The 21613-nt window shown below is 63.6% G+C and carries 23 protein-coding genes and 1 riboswitch; of the genes, 17 read left to right on the top strand and 6 right to left on the bottom strand.

Annotation, left to right across the window (positions count from 1 at the left end; genetic code table 11):
- Positions 1 to 10: 10 nt before the first annotated feature.
- Both C8J46_RS18960 and C8J46_RS18955 read left to right on the top strand, forming a co-directional pair.
- Positions 11 to 256 (top strand): AbrB/MazE/SpoVT family DNA-binding domain-containing protein, encoded by a 246-nt coding sequence (locus C8J46_RS18960; protein WP_055818096.1) that lies wholly within the window; start codon positions 11 to 13, stop codon positions 254 to 256.
- Positions 253 to 639: a type II toxin-antitoxin system VapC family toxin gene (locus C8J46_RS18955; protein ID WP_055817303.1), complete on the top strand. Its 387-nt coding sequence runs from the start codon at positions 253 to 255 to the stop codon at positions 637 to 639. The genes C8J46_RS18960 and C8J46_RS18955 overlap by 4 nt, the downstream gene beginning before the upstream one ends.
- Positions 640 to 1023: 384 nt before the next feature.
- Here the strand turns inward: C8J46_RS18955 and C8J46_RS18950 are convergent, their stop codons facing one another.
- The 3 genes from C8J46_RS18950 to C8J46_RS18940 form a co-directional block, all read right to left on the bottom strand.
- Entirely contained in the window at positions 1024 to 1530 is a 507-nt protein-coding gene (locus C8J46_RS18950; protein WP_207894234.1) for a sulfite exporter TauE/SafE family protein, read from the bottom strand.
- 219 nt (positions 1531 to 1749) lie between these two features.
- Positions 1750 to 2022 carry a DUF190 domain-containing protein gene (locus tag C8J46_RS18945; RefSeq protein ID WP_235513449.1) on the bottom strand — a complete coding sequence of 91 codons (273 nt, stop codon included), beginning with the start codon at positions 2020 to 2022 and terminating at the stop codon, positions 1750 to 1752.
- A 124-nt stretch (positions 2023 to 2146) separates the two neighbouring features.
- Complete coding sequence (locus C8J46_RS18940; protein WP_055817299.1) at positions 2147 to 3502, bottom strand: voltage-gated chloride channel family protein; 1356 nt, start codon at positions 3500 to 3502, stop codon at positions 2147 to 2149.
- Positions 3503 to 3525: 23 nt separating this feature from the next.
- Positions 3526 to 3602, bottom strand: a riboswitch (Fluoride riboswitch).
- Between the two features lie 163 nt (positions 3603 to 3765).
- Between C8J46_RS18940 and C8J46_RS18935 the strand changes: the two genes are divergently transcribed.
- The 4 genes from C8J46_RS18935 to C8J46_RS18920 are packed head-to-tail and all read left to right on the top strand — an operon-like array spanning position 3766 to position 6850.
- A complete protein-coding gene (locus C8J46_RS18935) occupies positions 3766 to 4131 on the top strand; it encodes a DUF305 domain-containing protein (protein ID WP_235528336.1) in 366 nt (121 codons plus the stop codon).
- A 1-nt stretch (position 4132) separates the two neighbouring features.
- Positions 4133 to 5572 carry a YncE family protein gene (locus tag C8J46_RS18930; protein WP_055817296.1) on the top strand — a complete coding sequence of 480 codons (1440 nt, stop codon included), beginning with the start codon at positions 4133 to 4135 and terminating at the stop codon, positions 5570 to 5572.
- A 1-nt stretch (position 5573) separates the two neighbouring features.
- Complete coding sequence (locus tag C8J46_RS18925) at positions 5574 to 6083, top strand: RNA polymerase sigma factor (RefSeq protein WP_055817293.1); 510 nt, start codon at positions 5574 to 5576, stop codon at positions 6081 to 6083.
- Entirely contained in the window at positions 6080 to 6850 is a 771-nt protein-coding gene (locus C8J46_RS18920; protein ID WP_055817290.1) for an anti-sigma factor, read from the top strand. Before C8J46_RS18925 ends, C8J46_RS18920 begins: the two co-directional genes overlap by 4 nt.
- A 51-nt stretch (positions 6851 to 6901) precedes the next feature.
- On the opposite strand, the gene C8J46_RS18915 is transcribed toward C8J46_RS18920, so the two are convergent.
- Together C8J46_RS18915 and C8J46_RS18910 are read right to left on the bottom strand one after the other, a co-directional pair.
- Complete coding sequence (locus C8J46_RS18915; protein WP_056626649.1) at positions 6902 to 7414, bottom strand: MgtC/SapB family protein; 513 nt, start codon at positions 7412 to 7414, stop codon at positions 6902 to 6904.
- Positions 7411 to 8478 carry a sulfite oxidase gene (locus C8J46_RS18910; RefSeq protein WP_055817283.1) on the bottom strand — a complete coding sequence of 356 codons (1068 nt, stop codon included), beginning with the start codon at positions 8476 to 8478 and terminating at the stop codon, positions 7411 to 7413. Before C8J46_RS18910 ends, C8J46_RS18915 begins: the two co-directional genes overlap by 4 nt.
- Positions 8479 to 8624: 146 nt before the next feature.
- Here C8J46_RS18910 and C8J46_RS18905 point away from each other — a divergent pair, with 146 nt between their 5' ends.
- From C8J46_RS18905 to C8J46_RS18885, 5 genes are all read left to right on the top strand, one after another.
- The gene (locus C8J46_RS18905) at positions 8625 to 9497 is read left to right on the top strand and encodes a LysR family transcriptional regulator (RefSeq protein WP_056626652.1); all 873 of its coding nucleotides are present in this window, start codon (positions 8625 to 8627) and stop codon (positions 9495 to 9497) included.
- On the top strand, positions 9494 to 10645 hold the full coding sequence (locus C8J46_RS18900) for a TDT family transporter (protein ID WP_056626653.1): 1152 nt from the start codon (positions 9494 to 9496) through the stop codon (positions 10643 to 10645). Before C8J46_RS18905 ends, C8J46_RS18900 begins: the two co-directional genes overlap by 4 nt.
- Before the next feature lie 89 nt (positions 10646 to 10734).
- Entirely contained in the window at positions 10735 to 11970 is a 1236-nt protein-coding gene (locus tag C8J46_RS18895) for a molybdopterin-dependent oxidoreductase (protein ID WP_056637869.1), read from the top strand.
- A gap of 12 nt (positions 11971 to 11982) precedes the next feature.
- A complete protein-coding gene (locus C8J46_RS18890) occupies positions 11983 to 12465 on the top strand; it encodes a cytochrome c (protein ID WP_055817270.1) in 483 nt (160 codons plus the stop codon).
- Between the two features lie 709 nt (positions 12466 to 13174).
- Positions 13175 to 13546, top strand: a complete 372-nt coding sequence (locus tag C8J46_RS18885) for a hypothetical protein (protein ID WP_132742243.1) — start codon at positions 13175 to 13177, stop codon at positions 13544 to 13546.
- An 83-nt stretch (positions 13547 to 13629) separates the two neighbouring features.
- Here the strand turns inward: C8J46_RS18885 and C8J46_RS18880 are convergent, their stop codons facing one another.
- Positions 13630 to 14067 carry a helix-turn-helix domain-containing protein gene (locus tag C8J46_RS18880; protein WP_132742242.1) on the bottom strand — a complete coding sequence of 146 codons (438 nt, stop codon included), beginning with the start codon at positions 14065 to 14067 and terminating at the stop codon, positions 13630 to 13632.
- Between the two features lie 36 nt (positions 14068 to 14103).
- Here C8J46_RS18880 and C8J46_RS18875 point away from each other — a divergent pair, with 36 nt between their 5' ends.
- The 6 genes from C8J46_RS18875 to C8J46_RS18850 all read left to right on the top strand — a co-directional run bounded on the left by C8J46_RS18875 (position 14104) and on the right by C8J46_RS18850 (position 21545).
- Entirely contained in the window at positions 14104 to 14766 is a 663-nt protein-coding gene (locus C8J46_RS18875; protein WP_132742241.1) for a cation transporter, read from the top strand.
- 19 nt (positions 14767 to 14785) lie between these two features.
- Positions 14786 to 15121 carry a hypothetical protein gene (locus C8J46_RS18870; protein ID WP_132742240.1) on the top strand — a complete coding sequence of 112 codons (336 nt, stop codon included), beginning with the start codon at positions 14786 to 14788 and terminating at the stop codon, positions 15119 to 15121.
- A gap of 65 nt (positions 15122 to 15186) precedes the next feature.
- Positions 15187 to 16449 (top strand): TolC family protein, encoded by a 1263-nt coding sequence (locus C8J46_RS18865; RefSeq protein WP_132742239.1) that lies wholly within the window; start codon positions 15187 to 15189, stop codon positions 16447 to 16449.
- Positions 16449 to 17618, top strand: coding sequence for an efflux RND transporter periplasmic adaptor subunit (locus C8J46_RS18860; protein WP_132742238.1), 1170 nt, complete (start codon positions 16449 to 16451; stop codon positions 17616 to 17618). Before C8J46_RS18865 ends, C8J46_RS18860 begins: the two co-directional genes overlap by 1 nt.
- Before the next feature lie 3 nt (positions 17619 to 17621).
- The gene (locus C8J46_RS18855) at positions 17622 to 20855 is read left to right on the top strand and encodes a CusA/CzcA family heavy metal efflux RND transporter (protein WP_132742237.1); all 3234 of its coding nucleotides are present in this window, start codon (positions 17622 to 17624) and stop codon (positions 20853 to 20855) included.
- A gap of 3 nt (positions 20856 to 20858) precedes the next feature.
- Positions 20859 to 21545, top strand: coding sequence for a transporter (locus tag C8J46_RS18850; protein WP_132742236.1), 687 nt, complete (start codon positions 20859 to 20861; stop codon positions 21543 to 21545).
- Positions 21546 to 21613 lie beyond the last annotated feature (68 nt).

Genomic DNA, 21613 nt, shown 5'->3' with positions numbered 1-21613 from the left:
AGAGGCCGTCATGACGCTACAGATCAACATAACGCCAAACGGGCGCATGAGCCTGCCCGCTGACGTTCGCAAGCGGTTGGGCCTGACGGGTGGCGGTGCGGTATATCTCGACGAAACCGAAGATGGCGTTGTTCTGCGAACCGCCAGCCAAGCGGTGGCAAGGGCGCAGGCGCTGGCCGAGCAATATACCGGCGGTAATCCCGACGCCTCTGTTGACGCATTCCTCAATCGGCGTCGCGAAGATAGCGGCGAATGAGCGTGGTTCTCGACGCCTCGGCTCTCATCGCAATGATCAAGGGTGAAAAGGGATCTACCAAGGTTGCAGCCGGTATCGCCGGTGCGCGAGTGAGCAGCGTGAACTACGCTGAGGTGGTGACCCACTTCATTCATACCGGAATGCCCGAGCGAGAAGTTGATGCCATGCTTGATCCGCTGCCACTGACGGTAGTGCCGGCCGACAAGGCCTTGGCGAAAATCGCCGGGCGGCTGCGCGCCGCGACGGCCGAGGCGGGCCTTAGCCTTGGAGATCGCTTTTGTCTGGCTCTAGCCCGACGGGATGGATTGCCCGCTTGGACCAGCGACCAGAACTGGAAGAAGATCGCGGATGCAGTCGAGGTCAAGGTCGTGACGATCCGCTAGAACTTGGCGGGAAGGGCAGGGGGCAACCACCTGTCGATCCTCTGGAAGCGGAAGGTCTGCATCCTGGTGGAAAACCGCCTGTCCGCTGTTGGGCGGCGTTTCGGCGAAAGCTGCCGGGCGACTTCCGACCCATAGTAAGTCATTCAGGACAACTTTTCTGCTCCCTGAAAGCCGCCGTCCGGCCGCGCGGTTGGCTGCGGCTCAGCTGAACGAGCCGGGCACCGGCTCCTGCGTAGCGACACCGTTAACGCACAGGTTAGCGTGTCGCAGATGTGCGTTGAAAGTCGCGTAATTCCGCGACTGACATTCGCGACAGCTACGCCGTCAGCCGACCACGCTTGAGCTGGTGTAGCGAAACTCAGGATATTCGCGACAATCCTCCCACTAACCCATGACGATCATCTCGGTCGCGATCAGCGCGAGCAGGACCATGACGAGCTGGCGGAAGCGCTCAACGGGCAGACGCTTGATGAGCAAGCACCCCGCCCAGGTGCCAACGATCATCGCCAGCCCCATCGCGATCGCCAGCGGCCAGAAGGTTGGTCCAAGGTCGATCGTCGCGCCGTAAACAATTGTCTTGGCACTGTGCATCACGATCGAGGCGACCGCGTCACTCGCGACATAGGCAAGCGGTGGCAAACCGAGGCTCAGGAACACCGCTGCGCCGAGCGGCCCGGCGCTCCCGACTAGCCCGGACAACAGGCCGGTCACACCGCCCCCGATCACCAGCACGCGGCGCGAGGGTTTAAACGCGATCATGCCCGTGGCCTTCAGGATGACGAACAGCAGGATCGCCACGCCCACGATCCGCGCAACGAGCGCCGTCGGTAGCGACGCGAACGACAATGCGCCCAGCATCGAGAACGGTATGGCAGCGGAGAGGAACAGCAACACGGGCCGCCAACGGATTGGCGCCAGCCCAGCCCATCCCGGCCGGCGCACCGTTGCCGATGATCTGGACGATCGTCAGCAGCGTCACCGCTTCGGTCACGCCGACGACTTAAATCAGCAGCGGCAGCAACAGCAGTGCCCCGCCAAACCCGGCCGAACCCGAGATTGCAGCAGCCGCAAATGCACCGACGATCAGCAGCCCATATTCGATCATTGGTGTCATCGGTCGAACCGCGGCATGACCGACCAGTGTTCCAGCTGCTTGTAGACGATCACCTTGTCGCCGAGCAGGTCGCCATGTCGCCGGCAGAACCGGTCGAGCTGGTCGCGTTCGCCGACGAGTTCGACGCAGATCGTCAGATGGGGATCGGCCGCCTCCGATCCGTTCTCGCGGATCTGGCCGTGGTTGCTGAACCCATAGTGCGTGTGTTGCGCGACGGCATTGATGATGCCGTCTGGATTAGCTCGCGATAGAGCGGCTTGGCAGCCCACAGCGTACGCAGGCTGCGCTCACCAATTCGGTCGGACGGTTTCATGTAGATACGCAGCATGCCGATTTCGCGATGCTGGACGGTGAAACGATTGGGCATGGACAAACCCTCGATTGGTGGGGGGATCAGGAGCGTGGGCTTCGCGAGGCGCGGTGTGCCCGCGCCTCGCGAAGCGTCGCGTTCGGGGTGAGGCCGGTCGCCGGCACCTTCGGCACCGCGACGCGCTGCGACAGGTAGATGCCGTTATGACCGGAGCAGAGGTAGGCGACGAAGCAGGCCACCGCGATCGGCACCGCATAGGCAGCGCCGAACAGTTCGATGCCCATGAAGGTGCAGGCGAGCGGGGTGTTGGCCGCGCCCGCGAACAGCGCGACGAAGCCGAGCGCGGCGAATACGCTGGTGGGCACGCCGAACATGGGGGCGAGTGCGTTGCCGAGCGCCGCGCCGATGAAGAACAGCGGTGTCACCTCGCCACCCTTGAAGCCGGCGCTGAGCGTGACGACGGTGAACAGCAGCTTGATCGCCCAGCTCCACGGATGCGTGTCCGGTCCGAAGAAGCTGGCGATGGTGAGGCTGTCGGGCGTCGCTGCCAACGTGCCGAGTCCGAGATAGTCGCGCGTTCCGAACAGGTAGACGAGCGCGATGACCGCGATGCCGCCAATGGCGGGGCGTAACGGGCCATAGGAGACGATGCGCTTGAGCCACCCGCCGAGCGTGTGATTGGCTTCGGCGAAGGCGAGACCGACCAGCCCGAACGCAACCCCGGCGACGCCCGCCTTGGTGACGAGCAGCGCATCGACCGGCACCAGCGCATCGATCCGGTAGACGCCGTGATGGATGCCCCAGGCAAGGCACGTCCAGTCGCCGACCAGTGCCGCGACCAGGCACGGCACCAGCGCGCGATATTCGACACGCCCGATCGCCAACACCTCCAGTGCGAACACCGCCCCTGCGATGGGCGTGCCGAACACCGCGCCGAACCCGGCCGCAATGCCCCCCATCAGCAGGATGCGGGTGCCGTCAGCATCGAGCTTGAGCGCGCGACCGAAACCGCTGGCGAGACTGCCGCCCAACTGGACGGCGGTGCCTTCGCGCCCGGCCGAACCGCCAAACAGATGGGTCACCACCGTGCCGAAGAAGATCAGCGGTGCCATCCGCAGTGGCACCCCCCCGCCCGGTTCGTGGATCTGCTCGACAATAAGGTTGTTGCCGCCCTCCACCGAGCGGCCGGTCAGATGGTAAAGCAGTCCGACCACGAACCCGCCGATCGGCAGCAGGTAGAGCAGCCAGGGAAAGGCAAAGCGAAGCCGGGTCACGGCATCGAGGCTCCACAAGAAAGCCGCGCAGAGCGTTCCCACCATTGCGGCCATCGGGACCAGGATCAAGGCCCATCGCAGCACCGACATGGCATGGGTGCGGCGATCGCGAATGAACGCTGCCATGTTGAACTGGTCGTAGAGATTGCGAAATGTCGCGCGCACGATTCCTCCTTGCTGCCTTCCGGCGCCTGGTAGGAATCATCGACCCTTGCGAGGGCGGTTCGGCCGAATGGCCCGGCGGAAATCCATCGCCGTGCCGAGCATATGCTGTCCGACGGCGACCTGGTCAACCATCGGCAGGGTCACGATGAGACCATTGTTTTGCTGAGGATCAATAATTGGCTCAACCATGGAATAAATCTCGACGGGCGTCGTCTACGCTTTCGAGACTGATGCGCCGGAGGCTTATGCGTAGACGAAATTGGATGCTGGGTCTGACTGCTTCGGCCATGCTCACCGGCGCAGTCGCGGCCGCCCCCGCCGATGGCTACGCCAGCATGGTATCTGCCGCGATGGACCGGATGATGGCGGGCATGATGGTCAAGCCGTCCGGCGACGTCGACCGCGACTTCGTCGCAATGATGCTTCCGCATCACCAGGGCGCCATTGATATGGCGGTGGCAGAGCTGCGCTACGGTCATAACGAGCAGCTCAAGCGCATTGCGCAGGAGATCATCATCGATCAGCAGCAGGAGATCGCCGCCATGAAGTTGGCGATTGGTCAGCCGCTACCCCCTTCGACGCCAGCCCCGACGCAGGGCGGCGACTACCACAGCCATATGGAGCACTGACATGATCCGGACCTTCCTGCGCTCGGCCGCCTTGCTGATGAGCGCCGCACCGGGCATTGCCATGGCCCAGCAGGCGCCGTGGAACGCCAAGGACGTGCCTGTCAGCCACCGCGACCGCGTCTATGCATCCGAACAATTCTCCAACACGGTGTCGGTGACGGACCCGGCCGACAACAGGTTGCTCGGCGTCATCAAGCTCGGCGATCCGCAGCCGATGAATTTTTCCCCGCTCTACAAGGGGCAGGTGCTGGTTCACGGCCTCGGCTTCTCGCCGGACGGGAAAACACTGGCGGTCGTGTCGATCGGATCCAACGCCGTGTCGTGGATCGACACCGCCACCAACACCGTCAAGCACACGACCTATGTCGGGCGCAGCCCGCATGAGGCGTTCTTCACGCCGGACGGCAAGGAGGTGTGGGTTACGGTACGCGGCGAGGATTACATCGCCGTGCTCGACCCCAAGACGTACAAGGAGACCGGTCGCATCAAGACGCCCGGTGGTCCGGGCATGACGATCTTCTCTCCCGATGGCCGATACGGCTATGTCTGTTCCTCGTTCAATCCGGTGCTGGCCGTGTTCGATGTCTCGACCCACGCGCAGGTCGGACAGGTGGCGCAGCCGAGTCCGTTCTGTCCCAACATCGCCGCGACGCCGGACGGCAAGCAGGTGTGGTTCACGCTGAAGGACATCGGCAAGACGGTCGCATTCGATGCCAAGCCGCCTTTCGCGATCCTCAAGGTGCTGGATACCGGACCGATCACCAATCACGTCAACTTCGCCCGCACGGTCAGGGGACAGTTCGCCTATGTCACGGTAGGCGGGGAAAACGCGGTGAAGGTGTTCCGCACGTCCGACTTCGCGCTTGTCGCCACCATCCCGGTCGGCAAGATGCCGCACGGTGTCTGGCCATCGGGCGACGGCCGGCGCATCTATGTCGGGCTGGAGAATGCTGATGAACTTGCCGCGATCGACACCGCCGGCAACAAGGTCGTTGCCACCGTGCCGGTCGGACAGGCACCGCAGGCGATCGCCTATGTGCCGAACGCTATTCCGACAGGCCTCGGCACCGACAATCTTCAACCGCTCGGTACGGCAGGCAAGGCGGTGCATCTGAACATGGGGCCGGTTCGCGGCAATGGTGCTGCAAGCAGCATTACCCTCTTCGACCAGGGCATCATTCAGGTCGTGCAGAGTGCCGTTACCGGTTTGCAGCCCAAGAAGCCTTACATGCTCGTGCTCACCGCCAACGCGGACGGCAGCGGTGCGGTAGAGCCGCTTGCGAACTTCATGAGCAATCCGGCAGGTGCGGCGATCGTCAACGCGTCGGGTCCGATCCGGCAGATCGTTCAAGGCAGCACCGCGGCACCCCGGCGTTTTCTGGCGGTCGCCGAGGTGGTGAACGGCGCTCCGGGCCGCATCGTGCAGGTGCAGCGCGACTGAGATGGACCCGCTTGCCGCCGCGATCGAGCCACTGATCCCCGGTCTGCGCCGCTATGCCCGGTCGTGGTTGCGCGATCCGGCGATGGCGGATGACGTGGTGCAGGATTGCCTTGAGCGCGCGGTCGGGCGCTGGCGCCAGCGACGGGGTGCGGAGGTTCGCCCATGGGTCTACGCGATCCTGCACAATCTGTTGGTCGACCATCAGCGGCAGCACAGTCGGCGAGGTACGGCGGTTCCGCTCCACCTCGTCGACGACGCTGCGCTCGGCCGCCCGGCCGATCAGGACGTAGGCCTGCACCACCGAGACCTGTTGCGCGCACTTGATGCGTTGCCCGAGGAGCAGCGGACGGTGCTGCTCCTCATTTCCGTCGAAGGTCTGTCATATGGGGAAGTCGCTGCCGTCGTCGGCGTGCCGCTGGGAACGGTGATGTCGCGCATATCGCGGGCGCGCGACCGTCTGGCGACGCTCCTCCGCGAGGGTGAACGGCCACGATTAAGGAGTATTCGATGACCAGCCCGATCGGAGAGGACGATCTGGCCGCGTGGATCGATGGAAGGCTGTCGCCCGAGCGGCAGCGTCTGGTCGACGCTTACCTTGAAGGCCAGCCGGACGTGCATGCCCGTTTGCGGGAGCAGGCGGAGCAGGCGCGAGCTCTTGCGTCCCTGTTCGCTCCCATCGCGGAGGAACCGATCCCGGCGACGATGCGCGTCGCAGCCATCAGGGGACGGCAACGCCAACCGCCTTGGCAACTCGCCATCGCCGCGTCGCTTCTGCTGGCGGTCGGATTTGGCGGTGGTTGGTCGAGCGCGCGGTGGAGCGGCGAACCCCACGCGGGCATCGCGGCGCTGGCCAATGAGGCGAGCGACAATTTCCGTGTCTATGCCGCCGACCGGATTCGACCGGCGGAAATCGGCCCCGACCAGCGCGCCATGCTGATCCGATGGACCTCCAGCCGATTGGGTGAGCGCGTGACCATCCCGGACCTCAGCACAGCGGGTTACCGCTATGGCGGGGGGCGATTGGTCGCGACGCCCCACGGCCCTGCAGCGCTGCTCCTCTATGATGGACCGCAAGCGTCGAAGCTTGCGGTGCTGACGAGGCCCATGCAAATCGACAAGAGCGCAAGCATGACCAGCACGTCCAGCGGGACCATGGGCCGGGTCACATGGGCGGTCGACGGGATCGGCTATAGTGTGGTGGGGGAGCGCCCCGCTGCCGAGCTGCATCCGATCGCCAACGAGGTCCAGCGCCAGGCCGATGCGGCGCTTGTGTCCTGATAGCACCTGGCCAGTTCTCAGCGCCGACAGGCACTGGGCGGACCAGCGGGATCACGGCTTGCGCGCGGCATCGTTCCGGTCGGCCTCTGCCGGAGTCAGCCTGGCCCGTTCGCGAATGCGACGTTCGAGTGGAGCGCCGACGAACAGTACGAGCATCGCAAGGCTCAACCCGCCGATGATGAGCGGCCACACCGCCAACCCTGCTGCCGCGCCGATCGTGGCTGTTACCCAGATGCATGCGGCAGTCGCCAATCCATGCACTTCCTGACCCTGGCCGACCCGCAGCACAGCGCCGGCACCGATGAAGCCGACGCCGGACAGAATGCCCTGCATCGCCCGTCCTGCGGCATCGGCGTTCACATTCGGCAAGCCACTGTGTACGATCGCCTGCACGGCGATGCAGCTCGCCAGACCGACGAGGCCCAGCGTCCGCAAGCCCATGATCTGCCGGTTCTCGCGCGAGCGTTCCCAGCCGAGCACCATCCCAGCCGCGGTCGCCACCACCAGCCGCCCGATCGCATCGATCCAAAAGCCGAGATCCGGTGCCGCTGACGCTTCGATCATTCGACCAGCACGTGCACATGATGCCAGGCGGTGCACAGATAGCCAGCGAAGTTCCACATCGTATCCGGCCGCTCGGGCTGACCCTGTCCAGTGTCGTCGAAGGCGCGCACGACAAGGTGCTGGCGCCCCTTGTCGAGCGTGGCGTCGAGGGTCCAGCGCCGCCAACCCCAGTGCGCCTCCGGATCATCGGTGAACGTCGCCTGTTGCCAGTCGCGACCACCGTTTACCGACACTTCGACCCGAGAGACGCGGCGATCATAGGCGATGGCATAGCCCTCGATCCGCACCTCCCCGGCCGGCAAGCTTTCGCCAGAGCCGGGCACGCAGATCGCGGCGTTGAGCGGCATGGCATTGATGGTCAGACCCTGGCTCCAGTCGACGGTGTCGCTCGTCACATCGGCAGGAAAGAGCTTGTAGTCGTGCGCCTGGATCGGTGCGTCGGATGGCGTCTCGCGCACCTCGATCCGTGTCAGCCATTTGGCGCTCCGCACCCCGGCATAGCCCGGCACCACCATGCGGATCGGTGCGCCGTGTTCGGGCGTCAGCGGCTCGCCGTTCATCGCCCAGGCAATGAGGACGTCGGGTTGCCGCGCCTTGTCCATGGCGATCGAGACCCCGAACAATGCTTCCTCGCCTTCGACGTCCACCTCGTCCGCTCCGGTGAACGCCACGAACAGGTCGGACGCATCCGGCGCACCGACGGCATCCAGTACGTCGGACAGTCGTACGCCGGTCCACTCCGCATTGCCGATCGCGCCCACGTCCCACGGGTCGCCGGACGTTTTTGCGAACTGCTGAAGATCCGTGCGCCGGTTGCCGGCGCACTGGAGAACTGCCGTCACCGTCCGCGTGGCCAACGCGCTCTTCAACTCCTCCACCGAGAAGGAGCGTCTTTCCATGCTCATCCCGCTGACCTCGATCCGGTGATCGGCAGGCAGATCAGGCACCGCACCATGGCTGCGCACGTAGAACAGCGCCTGCGGCGTCAGGAACCGCTCGATCAGCGCGCCGGGCGTCGGCTCGGCGTTGTAGGGCTCGGATTTGCGCTCGATCATATCAGTCATGGACGAACCAACGCCGCAAGCGCGCGGATCGCTTCAAATCTTCAAGACTATCGCAGACGAAGGATTACCGATCGTTCCGATATCCAGATTGAAATAAACGGATCAAACGGTTGGTCGTATCGATAAGATTGCGCGATATAAGCTGCATGACCCTGGAGCAACTCAGAATATTCGTCGGTGTCGCCGAGCGCGAACACGTCACCAAGGCAGCGGAGGTGCTGAACGTCACGCAGTCCGCTGCCTCCGGCGCGGTCGCGGCCCTCGAAGCGCGCTACGGGGTTCCTCTGTTTCACCGTGTCGGGCGTGGCATCCAGCTGACCGAAGCAGGCCGCGGCTTTCTGGAGGAAGCGCGCGCAGTGCTGGGGCGGGCAGCGCATGCCGAGACGATGCTGGCGGACTATGCCGGGCTTGCCCGTGGTTCGTTGCGGATCGTCGCAAGCCAGACGATCGCGAGCTACTGGTTGCCGGCAAAGCTCGCCTCCTTCTACGAACGCCACCCGCAGATCGCGGTCGAACTGGCGATCGACAACACCGAAGGTGCAGCAGCGCAGATCCTGAGCGGCGCGGCGGAGCTCGGTTTCGTCGAGGGCGAGGTGGACGAACCGGCGCTCGCCCTCTGGAATGTCGGGCGTGACCCGATGGTGCTGGTCGGCCATGAGGACGCCGGGCGCGTCGACGAGGACTGGCTTCGCGCTGCACGCTGGATCGTCCGCGAGCAGGGTTCGGGCACGCGCTCGACCTTCGAGGACGTGCTGCGAACGCGCGGGTTTGATCCGGCCCAGCTGACAGTAGCGATGACGCTGCCGTCCAACGAGGCGGTGCGTACCGCGGTCGAGGCCGGTGCCGGCGTCGCTGTGTTGTCGCGATTGGTCGTCGCACGCGCGCTCAAGGCCGGCGATCTGGTCGAGTTGCCGCTTGGGTTACCCGATCGCGCCTTCCACGCGCTGCGCCACAAGGAACGCTATCGCACCCGCGCGGCCGACGCGCTGACGGACCTCATCAAGGAGCAGGTCGCATGACTGCCGACGCACCTTCGGCCCTGACCGGCCTCAAGCCGCTAAGCAGGCTCGATCACCCGCGCGAGATGATCCGCCAGTTCACACCCAACTGGTTCGCCGCGACGATGGGCACCGGCATCCTCGCTCTCGCGCTGCCGCAGGTGCCCAATATCGGCCCCGCGCTCAAACCGATTGGCGAGGTGTTGTGGTTCTTCAACATCGCGCTCTTCATCCTGTTCGCCGGTCTCTATGGCGCGCGCTGGGCGATGTTCGGGCATGAGGCACGGCGCATCTTCGGCCACAACACCGTGTCAATGTTCATCGGGACCATTCCGATGGGCTTGGCGACGATCATCAACGGATGCCTCGCCTTCGGGATCGCGCGGTTCGGTAACGGCATCGTGCCGGTCGCACACGTCCTGTGGTGGATCGACGTCGCCATGTCGCTCGCCTGCGGCGTGTTGATCCCCTACCTGATGTTTACCCGCCACGAGCACAGCCTGGACGGCATGACTGCGGTATGGCTGCTGCCGGTCGTCGCAGCGGAAGTGGCGGGTGCCAGCGGCGGGCTGCTCGCGCCGCATCTGACCGATCCTCACGCGCAGATCGTGACGCTCGCCACTTCCTACGTGCTGTGGGCCTATTCGGTGCCGGTCGCGTTTGGCATCCTCGCTATCCTGATCCTGCGCATGGCGCTCCACAAGCTCCCGCACGAGAGCATGGCGGCATCCTCTTGGCTTGCGCTGGGGCCGATCGGCACCGGGGCGCTGGGTATGCTGGTGCTTGGGGCGGATGCGCCGGCGATCCTCGCGGCGCATGGGCTGGTCGGTGTCGGTACCGTCGCGCAAGGGATCGGCGTCGTCGCCGGGCTCTGTCTGTGGGGTTTCGGCCTGTGGTGGCTGGCGCTCGCGACGCTCATCACCATCCGCTACTGGCGCGCCGGCGTCCCATTCAACCTTGGCTGGTGGGGCTATACCTTCCCGCTCGGCGTCTACACCGTCGCCACCTTCCGCCTCGGTACGACGCTGAACCTAGGCTTCTTCGGTATTGTCGGCACAGTGCTGACGGTCGCGCTCGCGGCGATGTGGCTGCTGGTCGGTGCCAAGACACTCGCCGGAGCATGGCGCGGCAACCTGTTCGTCTCGCCCTGCATCGCTACCCCGAACTGATCCACCCTGATGATCGGATCAATCGGTCCGATCACTTGCAGAACGCCGCTTCGAACCGCCAGCGTGGCTGGCCACAGGAGAGCCTTGTCATGGACAATTTTGACGCCGCGCTGGCGAGTGAAACCAGCCGTCGCCGCTTTCTCAGGCGTACGGCGCTCGGCACCGCCGGCCTTGCCGCAGCACCTGCGCTGGCGCAGCAGCTCGTCGACCTGAAGCTGCCTGGCGGCAATGCCGAGCGGCCGATGACCAGCGCCTTTCCTGGCAAGGGCAGCATGATCCTCCAACGCATCCATCCTCCGCTGTTGGAGACGCCGATGGACGTGTTCGACAAGTCGGTGTTCACGCCCAACGACCAGTTCTTCGTTCGCTGGCACTGGGCCGACATTCCAACCTCGATCGACGTCGAGAGCTTCCGCCTCAACGTCTTCGGCCACGTCAACCGACCGCTGTCGATTAGCCTCGCCCAACTGCTGCGCCTGCCGCGGGTCGAGATGGCGGCGGTCAACCAGTGTTCGGGCAACAGCCGTGGGCTGTTCCAGCCCCGGGTCGCCGGCGCGCAATGGGGCAACGGCGCGATGGGCAATGCCAAATGGCTCGGCGTGCGCCTGCGCGACGTGCTGGACCTCGCGGGGGTCAAGGCAGGCGCGGTACAGGTGCGCTTTGGCGCGCTCGATCAGCCGGTTGTGGCGGACGCCCCTGACTTCGAGAAGGCGCTCGACATCGACCATGCCCGCGACGGCGAAGTGATGATCGCCTTCGGCATGAACGGCGAGCAGCTGCCGCTCCTCAACGGCTTTCCCTGCCGGCTGATCGTCCCGGGCTGGTATTCGACCTACTGGGTCAAGATGCTGAACGCGATCGAGGTACTGCCCGGCCTTGACGACCAGTATTGGATGGCCAAGGCCTACAAGATACCGGCGACACCCGGCGCGAATGTCGCGCCCGGTGCCAAGGACTTCCCGACCGTGCCGATCAATCGCATGATCCCGCGCAGCTGGATGACCAGCCTGCCCGATGGCCAGGCGATCGCCTATGAGGCGTCGATCCCGGTCGGCGGCATCGCGATGGGCGGCGATTGCGGCGTCGCCAAGGTCGATGTCTCGTCGGATGGTGGGCGCACTTGGTACAAGACGACGCTCGGAGTGGACGAGGGCAGGTACAGCTTCCGTCGGTGGGATGGTCGCGTGCCGCTGAGACGCGGTCCCAACCCGATCATGGTGCGCTGCTGGAACACCAATGGGGTCGCCCAGCCGATGAAGCCGATCTGGAACCCGGGCGGGTTCATGCGCGGCAACATCGAAACCACCACCATCATCGCGGCCTGAGGAGCGAGTAGCATGAAGACCCCGTCTACCGGCATCATGGCCGCTGGCCTGATCGGCCTGACCGGTATTATCCTCGTCTCGATCGGGGCGCCGAGCAGCCGCAAGGCGCCTGCCCCGATCTCCGAGACATCCGAGCCGGCACCGCCCACCAGCGTCTCAGCCCGCGGCTTTTCGCTCGCCTCGACCAGCGTCGACCTGCCGGTCGATGACGTTACCTACCCCGATGGTCCGCACGCCGACGTCATCAACGCCAACTGCACTTCGTGCCACTCGGCCAGCATGGCGCTGACCCAGCCTGCGCTATCGGCGGATCAGTGGAAGGCGACCGTCACCAAGATGCGCGAAGTGTACAAGGCTCCGGTGGCCGAGAAGGACGTCAACGCGATCGTCGCCTATCTCATCGCTATGCCGAGCCACAAGGCGGCACCCGCGACAGGCAAGGCACAGGATCCCGACCCCAAGGCGGCTCCCGATGCCTCAGGTGGAACAGGCTAACCGATCTCCTTCCATAATCCCGAAATACCATCGTTTGTGGGACGGTCGCCAGCAGTGAACTGCAACGCGCCGACACTGCCTTGCGAGCGGACAGAAGGAAGAGCTTCAACCCTCAATGAAGCTTCATCGGTGCCGTTTGGTAGGGTGCCGTTTGGTCCTCCTTGGTTAGGACTCCAGGCGGACCAAAGGGCCAATCCGAGCTAAATTCTTAATGTCCCTTTTTGGCGGAAATCGGACCGGCCAGAGTAGGAACGCAGAGGGTATACCTGAAAAACACCGACCCTAAATCGATCAATGTCTCGGTCTGTCGCGGAGCGGGCAGGGGGGCTGTCGAGCGTGGGTGTCCCGGCGGACCTATCGCAGCCACCTTGGCTTTCCCGAAACTCCATCTCCGCGAGACCATTTCGTGAAAATGATTTCGGGAACAGATTTCGAGAAATGCGCCGTAGATGAGGGCGGGGCCGACTGAACGACGCCCGCTTTCTCACTGGCCCTTCCTTTTCGAGAACGCCGTGTTAGCCGCAAACCTCAATAGTCCGCCATTCGTGACTGATGAGATTGTCTCGATAGCCCAGATTGCCGAGAGGCTTTTTGGCAGGGATTGTATGGCCTGCCAGCGCCGCTCAACGGTGTAATGTCGATTGCCGATAGCCGATATCAGGAGACGACGTTATCTTGCGGCGTTGAATCCTTCCCGAGGAGACGAAAAATGAAGCGGCGTTGGATGATCTCACCTGTGCTGTTGGTAATGACCGCCTGCGGACAGTCAGGCAGCGAATATGTCGGCAAATGGGAACGAGGCAAAACAAGCCACGAGAATGGCTTCTCCGGCGCTCAAGTTAATGTCGTCAAGGATACCATGACGATCGAACGTAACGGCGATAGCTTCCTTTTGAATAATACTCGGGTTCTCACGCAAGGCGGTGGAAAGCCATTCATCTATCCTAACAATAAGCAGCCAGCGATCTACAAAGACGGTCAGCTACAAGTCGCTGGAGGGCTCGCGGCTTACGTCATTGACAAAGCATCCGGGCATCTTGTCGCACCGGACGGCGGAGGGGATTTTACTAGGACTAAGTGAACAGAAGGCTTGGCATTATCCCCACTGTATCTCCGATCTACGATCTACGATCCTTTGCAGGAAATCGGGTTAGCAGCGAGATACTATGCAGAAGGAGCAAGTGCCTCGATGATCCGGCAGTCGGCGACGGTGTTGCGGCTACAGGAATCTATCAGCGCGTCGAGTTCACCAGCAAGCGCGGTGAGGTCTACGATTTTGCGCCTGATCGCGTCGCGGTGTTGGTTGGCAACGACATCGACGGCGATGCAGGACTGATCGCGCCGATCGGCCAGCCCCATAAGCTCGCGTACCTGATCGATTGAAAAGCCAAGATCCCGCGCACGCCGAATGAAGGACAGGCGGCGCAGATGCGCGCCCTCATAGGTCCGATAGTTACTCGCCGATCGCGCAGGTGCGGGCAGTAAGCCAATCTGCTCATAGTAGCGGATCGTCTCGACCTTCGTGCCCGTCGCACCGGCCAGTTTTCCGATCGTAAGTTTCTCAGACACAACGCTTGACCCTCTAGCGACTAGAGGGTGCATATAGGCTGTCAGATCGATTCTATCGAGGTGGCGAACATGGCCTGCACAAGCTGCGCGTCCGACAAGGCGGGTACTCTCAACGACCCCAAGTGGCGGCGCGCGCTATGGATCGCGCTCGCCATCAATGGCGGCATGTTCGTTATCGAAATTGCGGCCGGCATCACGGGTGGATCGAAGGCCCTGCAAGCCGACGCGCTCGACTTTTTCGGGGATACTGCGAACTACGCAATCAGTCTTGGCGTTGCCGGGATGGCGATAGCCTGGCGCGCACGCGCTGCGATGTTGAAGGGGGCGACGCTTGCTTTGCTAGGCGTCTATGTCCTGTTCGCAGCGGGATGGGGTGCGCTCCACGACGCAACGCCCCATGCCGAAATTATGGGCGTAGTCGGCATCGCCGCGCTGATCGCGAACCTTGTGGTCGCGGTCATGCTGTACCGCTTCCGAAGCGGTGATGCGAACATGAGGTCGGTATGGATTTGCTCGCGCAATGACGCGATCGGCAACATCGCCGTCGTACTGGCCGCAGGCGGCGTGTTCGGCCTCAACAGTGCGTGGCCTGATCTTGCCGTCGCCGCCTTGATGGCGGTGTTGGGAATATCGGGCGGTTTTCAGATCATGCGGCAGGCGCGCGCCGAAATGCGTAGCGAGCCCTCACCCGCCCCCGCTACTTACCAGCAGTCGTTACATGGCAGTCGGTAAGCTGCTAAGGCGCGGGCCGATGCACCGCCTTTCCGCCATGTTCCTCAGTTTCATGCTCGTGCTTATGCTCGGGCTTGGATCAGTCGCGCATGCGACCGAAGGCGTGACGTGCGTTGATACCACAGCGGTCAGCTCCCTCGATCATTGCGACGGCGATGCCGACCAAGTGCCGGCAGACGCCGACAAGGCATATCCTCACCATCATGGCGGTTGCCACGGCCATCATGTCGGCGTGCCGATCGCGTCCGATTCAACCGGACCAGCCAGCAGCGTTCGTATGACTGCATCGGTGTGGCGCAATGCGCCCAAGGCCCCGGCAGCGTCGGACCCAGCCCTACGTCCTCCCCAAGCCTGACCAACGCCTAATTCCGTCGGGAAAGCCCGTGCGGACGCCCAAGGTTCGTCAGGAGTCCATTACCCATGCACCGTTTTATTGCGGCCTTATTGGCCGTGGCGTCGTGCGCGTCGATCGCGCAAGCGCAGTCAGCCGATCCCACATCGACCAGTCCCCCGCTCACCCTTGATCAGGCGCTTTTACTTGCCGGAGCGACCGCCCCCAGCCTTGAGGCTGCCACAGCAGGCGTCCGGGCAGCAGAGGCAGGCCGCACGGTTGCCGGCTACCGCCCTAACCCGTCGATCGTCGCCGAGACCGAGAACATTGCCGGCAGCGGTCAATATCGGGGCCTTCGCAGCGCCGAGACAACGGCAGGTCTGGCACTACCGATCGAACTGGGTGGAAAACGATCGGCACGGATCGCTGTCGCAGATGCGATTGGTAATCGAGCGAGGATAGGCACGGCGTTGGCCGCGGCCGATCTACGGCTTGCCATCACGCAGCTCTACATCGAGGCGACCGCAGCGGAACGCCGACTGGTGACCGCGCGCGAGCAGGCCGGTATCGCCCGCGAAGCATCGCGCGCAGCCGGCGTCCGCGTTCAAGCGGGGCGAGCATCACCGCTCGAACAGCAGCGCGCCGATGTATTGCGGATCAACGCGGAGACGGCTGTGGAGCGCGCAGAGCGGCTTGCCGAGGTCGCGCAAAGTAATCTTGCCCGACGGATCAGCCAACCCCTCACGGGACCGTTGGACTTGGCGTGGTTCAATCGCGTCGAGGGCTTTGGTCCGGCACGGCCGATCGAGACCGCAGGGACGTTGGCATTGGCAGCGACCCGCGCAGACGTGACAACGGCAGAGGCACAGGTGCGGCTTGCCAGGTCGCAACGCATTCCCGACGTGACACTCAGCGCCAGCGCACGCCGGCTTGAGGCTACGAACGACGTGGCAGCGGTGTTCGGGGTGTCGATCCCGTTTCCGCTGTTCAACAACGGCAAGGCGGCAGTGGCGCAGGCGCGGGCGCAGACCGATCAGGCGCAGGCGCTACGTCGCGTCGCCGAGCTGGATACCGCGCAGGATATCGCAAGCGCACAGGCAAACGTCGCGAATGCCGCGACGACCGCTCGTAACGCCAGCGGGCCGGCATTGGCATCGGCAAGCGAAGCCGCTCGTATTGCCCGGATAGGCTACCGGGAGGGCAAGTTTGGGCAGCTCGATTTGCTCGATGCCGAACGTACCCTGTCCGAAACACGAACCGCCGCGATCGATGCGCTCGCCACCTATCACGACGCCAAGGCACGCCTCGAACGGCTCGTTGCCGCAGCGCCCTCGCCCGAGGAAACCAATTAATGACGAAGATCATCATACGGGCGCTCGCGCCTGTGACCCTGGCTATCCTCCTTGCCGGGTGCGGCGGGGGTAGCAACAGCGAGGCCGGTGAGAAGGCCGGAGCCGAGAAGACCGAAGGTGCCGAGGCCGGCGAAGCCAAGGAGGGTCCAAAGGATATCGTCACCCTGTCCGCGCAGCAGATCGCGGATGCCGGGATAGAGGTTACGCGACCTACAGTAGGCGGCGTGGCCGGAGCGATCGAGCTATCGGCAACGATCGAGGGTGATCCTCAAGGCGTGCAGGTCGTGTCCACCTCCGTAGGCGGTCGGCTCGTTTCCCTCACCCGCAATCTCGGGCAGTCAGTCAGCCGGGGAGACCCGCTGGCTATCATCGAAAGCCGGGAAGCGGCATCACTGAAAGCGGAGGTAGAGGCCGCGCGCGCGCGTTCCGCACTCGCCCAATCGAACCTTCGCCGCGAACAGCGCCTGTTTGCCGAACGCGTTTCGCCGGAGCAGGATCTGGTTGCAGCGCGGACGGCAGCGACGGAGGCCAGTATTGCCCTTCGCCTCGCGCAGCAGCAGTTGTCAGCGACGGGCAGCGGAGGCGGTGCGCTCAACCGCATCGCGGTTCGTTCGCCGATCGCCGGCCAAGTGATCGCGCGATCGGCCACCCTCGGGCAAGCCGTCGCGGCCGATGCAGAGCTGTTCCGCGTCGCCAATCTGTCGAAGGTCACTGTCACCACATCACTCGTCCCCACCGATGCCGGTCGGGTGAAACCCGGCGTGCGTGTCGAAGTAACGGCACCGGGGCGGCGTCAGGAGGGGCGTGTTACGTTCGTGTCCCCCATTCTGGACGAGACGACGCGATTGGTGCCGGTGATCGCCACCCTCGACAACGCCGGCAGCACATGGCGCGTTGGTGAGACGGTCAACGTATCGATCCTCGTTCCTGCGACCGGGGACCGTACCGTTGCTGTACCATCGGCCGCAGTGCAGATGATCGAGGACAAGTCGTTTGTGTTCGTCCGCACCGCGACAGGTTTCCGGGCAATTCCGGTGACGCTTGGCCGCACTAATGGCGGGCAAGTCACCGTAACGGCAGGCCTTACCGGCTCGGAGCGCATCGCTTCCACCAACAGCTTCACGCTCAAAGCCGAACTCGGCAAGGGTGCGGGCGGGGATGAGGACTGAGCCATGATCGGTCGCATCGTCACCCTCTCCGTCGAGAAGCGCTGGCTCGTCCTGCTTCTCACTATCGCGGCTGCATTGCTCGGGATTGGCGCGCTGCGTCAGCTTCCGATCGACGCCGTACCCGACATCACCAACAACCAGGTGCAGATCAACGTCGTTGCTCCTGCCCTCTCCCCCGATCAGATCGAGAAGCAGGTTGCGTTCACGGTCGAAACCGCGCTCGCGGGCATTCCCGGTCTTGAATATACCCGCTCGCTAAGCCGCAATGGCTTTGCCCAGATCACAGCGGTTTTCGGTGAAAAGACCGATATCTACTTTGCGCGGGCGCAGGTCGCGGAACGCCTGCGAACCGCAGAGGAAGACCTTCCCGAAGGTGTGAACCCCGAGATGGGGCCGATCGCCACGGGCCTTGGCGATATCTTCATGTGGACCGTCGAATACCGCGAGCTGGATCAGGTCCATCATCGCAACGGGGAACCTGGCCTGCAACGCGATGCCAGCTATATCACCCCCGAGGGGGATCACCTCGTCAGCGACGCCGACAAGGCGACATATCTGCGCACCGTGCAGGATTGGATCGTCACGCCGCAGCTCAAAAGCACGGCCGGGCTTGCTGGCGTCGACTCCCTTGGTGGCTACACCAAGGAATATCTCGTTATTCCGGACATACAGCGCATGGCGGCAATGCGGCTAACGCTTCAGGATCTCACCACCGCCCTACAGCGCAGCAATACCAGCGCGGGCGCTGGCGTGGTCAACCGCAACGGCGAAGGGTTGGCGGTTCGATCGGATGGGCGTGTCCGCAACGCCGACGAGCTGGCCCGTACCGTCGTTGCCACCCGCGAGAGCGTTCCAATACTGCTCAACCAGATCGCGACCGTTCGCACCGGGCAGGCGCTACGCATGGGATCGGCGTCGGAAAACGGTCATGAGGTCGTCGTTGGGACCGCAGTCATGCGGATCGGGGAGAATAGCCGCACGGTGTCGACGGGCGTTGCCGAACGGCTGACGCAGATCGGCCGCTCGTTACCGGTCGATGTTGTCGTGAAGCCGGTTATGAACCGGACCGAGCTGGTGAACTCCACGATCGCCACGGTTGCCCGCAACCTTGCCGAGGGTGCGGTGCTGGTGATCGTCGTTCTGTTTGCCCTGCTTGGCAATTTCCGTGCGGCGTTGATCGCGGCCTGCGTCATTCCGATCACGATGCTGTTGACCAGCATCGGCATGTTGAAGGCGGGTGTTTCGGCCAATCTGATGAGCCTTGGCGCGCTCGACTTTGGTCTGATCGTGGATGGCGCGGTCATTATCGTGGAGAACGCATTACGGCGTTTGGGCGAGGCGCAGCATGGTCGCGATGACGTGCTGACGATCGAGCAACGTCTCGGGATTGTCGCCGCATCGGCGCGCGAGATGATCCGGCCATCGCTGTACGGGCAGGCTATCATCATCCTTGTCTATGCGCCGTTGCTCACCTTCACGGGTGTCGAAGGCAAGATGTTCGAGCCGATGGCGCTGACAGTCATCATCGCTCTGGTGTTCGCCTTCATCCTGTCGCTGACCTTCATACCGGCAGCGATTGCGATCTGGCTCAGCAAACGGGTTGAGGAAAAGGAAAGCCGCGTCGTCACGTTCCTACGGCAGCGCTATGAGCCGGGACTCGATGCGGCAATGCGCCGACCCACCCTCACTATCGGCGTCGCGATCGGTGCGCTGGCACTCGCCGGGGCTGCTTTCACGACATTGGGGCAGGAGTTCTTGCCGCAGCTCGATGAGGGCAACATTCTCGTTCAGGCGGTCCGCATCCCCGGCACATCGGTCGATCAGAGCCAGGCCATGCAATTCCAGGTGGAAAAGGCACTCGCCAAGGCCCCTGAGGTCCGTTTCGCCTTCTCCCGCACCGGCACGTCCGAAATCGCATCGGACCCAATGCCGCCTAACGCGACCGACACCTTCGTCATCCTGAAGCCGAAGAAGGAGTGGCCCGACCCCGGCCTGTCCAAGGGAGAGCTGGTGGAGCGGCTGGAAAAGCGTCTCTCCACCCTGCCGGGCAACGCCTATGAGATCACGCAGCCGATCCAGATGCGGTTCAACGAGCTGATCGCGGGCGTGCGCGGCGACATCGCGATCAAGGTCTTTGGCGATGACTTTGGCGAGATGAACGCGACCGCAGATCGGATCGCCGGCATCCTTCGAAAGACGCGGGGTGCAGCAGACGTGCGGGTTGAACAAACCGAAGGTTTGCCGATGCTCGATATTCGGCCGAACCGCACCGCCATGTCCCGTGTCGGGGTAACGGCGGGTGACGTGCAGGACACGGTTGCCACAGCCATTGGCGGCCGACAGGCTGGTGTGATCTTTGAAGGCGATCGTCGCTTCCCCGTCGTGATCCGGATGGCGGAAAGCTCAAGATCCGATCTGACGGCGGTTGCTCAGGTCCCGGTGCCGACCGGCAGTGGCGGCTTCGTACCGCTATCGACCGTGGCGGATATCTCGGTGGTCGATGGTCCCAACCAGATCAGTCGCGAGAACGGCAAGCGGCGTGTCGTGGTGCAGGCCAACGTGCGCGATCGAGACGTGGCCGGTGTCGTGGGTGATGCCCGGTCAGCCATCGACGCTCAGGTGAAATTGCCGCCCGGCACGTATCTCGAATGGGGCGGTCAGTTCGAGAACCTTGCATCCGCCCGCGATCGGCTCAGCGTTGTGGTGCCGATCTGTTTCGTGGTCATCATGTTCCTGCTCTACGGCGCGCTAGGCTCCGTCAGGGATGCGTTGATCGTGTTTACCGGCGTTCCGCTGGCGTTGGTCGGAGGCATCCTTGCGCTGGTGCTAAGAGGCATGCCGTTTTCCATTTCAGCGGCAGTCGGCTTCATCGCGTTATCAGGTGTCGCGGTTCTCAACGGGCTGGTCATGGTGTCGTCCATCCATGATCTGATGCGGCAAGGCATTGATCGTGCGGTAGCGGCGCATCAAGGCGCTCTGGCGCGGCTCCGGCCGGTTGCGATGACGGCGCTCGTTGCGTCGCTTGGCTTCGTTCCGATGGCACTTGGTCATGGTGCTGGAGCCGAGGTGCAAAAGCCGTTGGCGACCGTCGTCATTGGTGGCCTGATATCCGCAACGTTGCTCACCTTGTTCGTGCTGCCGACGCTCTACGCTCGTTTCGGACGGCGCGAGTTGCCAGCTCCATCAGGGAAACACATCGAACTGCCGCCTTCGGCTCATGACAGCGTGAGGGCTTAAGCTATGCAGGCCGTTGCTTTCACGCTCATTCCCGTCGTCGCCGTACTGATCGGCTCGCTATTCGCGGTATCGAGACGGCCAAGCGATGCCTTCGTAAGCGCTATGCAGCACTTGGCGGCAGGCGTCGTGTTCGCCGCAGCGGCAGCCGAGATCCTGCCCCAAGTGATGCACGAAGGTTCACCGATCGCGACATTCACAGGCGGCGCGCTTGGTATAGTCGTGATGCTGTCACTCAAAGCCCTTGAGGGTCGCGCCAGTGGACCGATCGCTATGTTGGGCGCGGTCGCAGTGGATATCCTGATCGACGGGCTAGTTCTCGGGTTGGCGTTCGTCGCTGGCGGGAAGGCCGGCGTGTTGCTGACGATCGCGTTGACGTTGGAGGTGCTGTTTCTCGGACTGACCGTGACGACCGAGTTGGGCGAGACGATCAAGTCCAAGGCGCGGATCATCGGAATTACGATGGGGATCGCGTTGTTGCTGCCGATCGGTGCGGCGATAGCGACTCCCGTTGCAACGTTTCCGCCCGTCGTCATCGCCGGGTTTCTCAGTTTCGGTCTGATGGCGCTGCTCTACCTCGTGACGGAAGAGCTGTTGGTCGAAGCGCATGAGAAGCCAGACACCCCGCTTATCAGCGCGATGTTTTTCATCGGGTTTTTGGGATTGCTCCTGATCGAGGAGTTTTTGGGCTGACCGCTCGACGTGGAACGTCTTGGACCGATGATGATGACGCCGAGCTTCGTCAGCGTATCGGGGCCAAA

The organism is Sphingomonas sp. PP-F2F-A104-K0414 (assembly GCF_004340945.1).
GTDB lineage: Bacteria > Pseudomonadota > Alphaproteobacteria > Sphingomonadales > Sphingomonadaceae > Sphingomonas.
The sequence above is the reverse complement of the archived record's forward strand: the minus strand, read 5'-3'. Positions and strand labels throughout refer to the sequence as shown.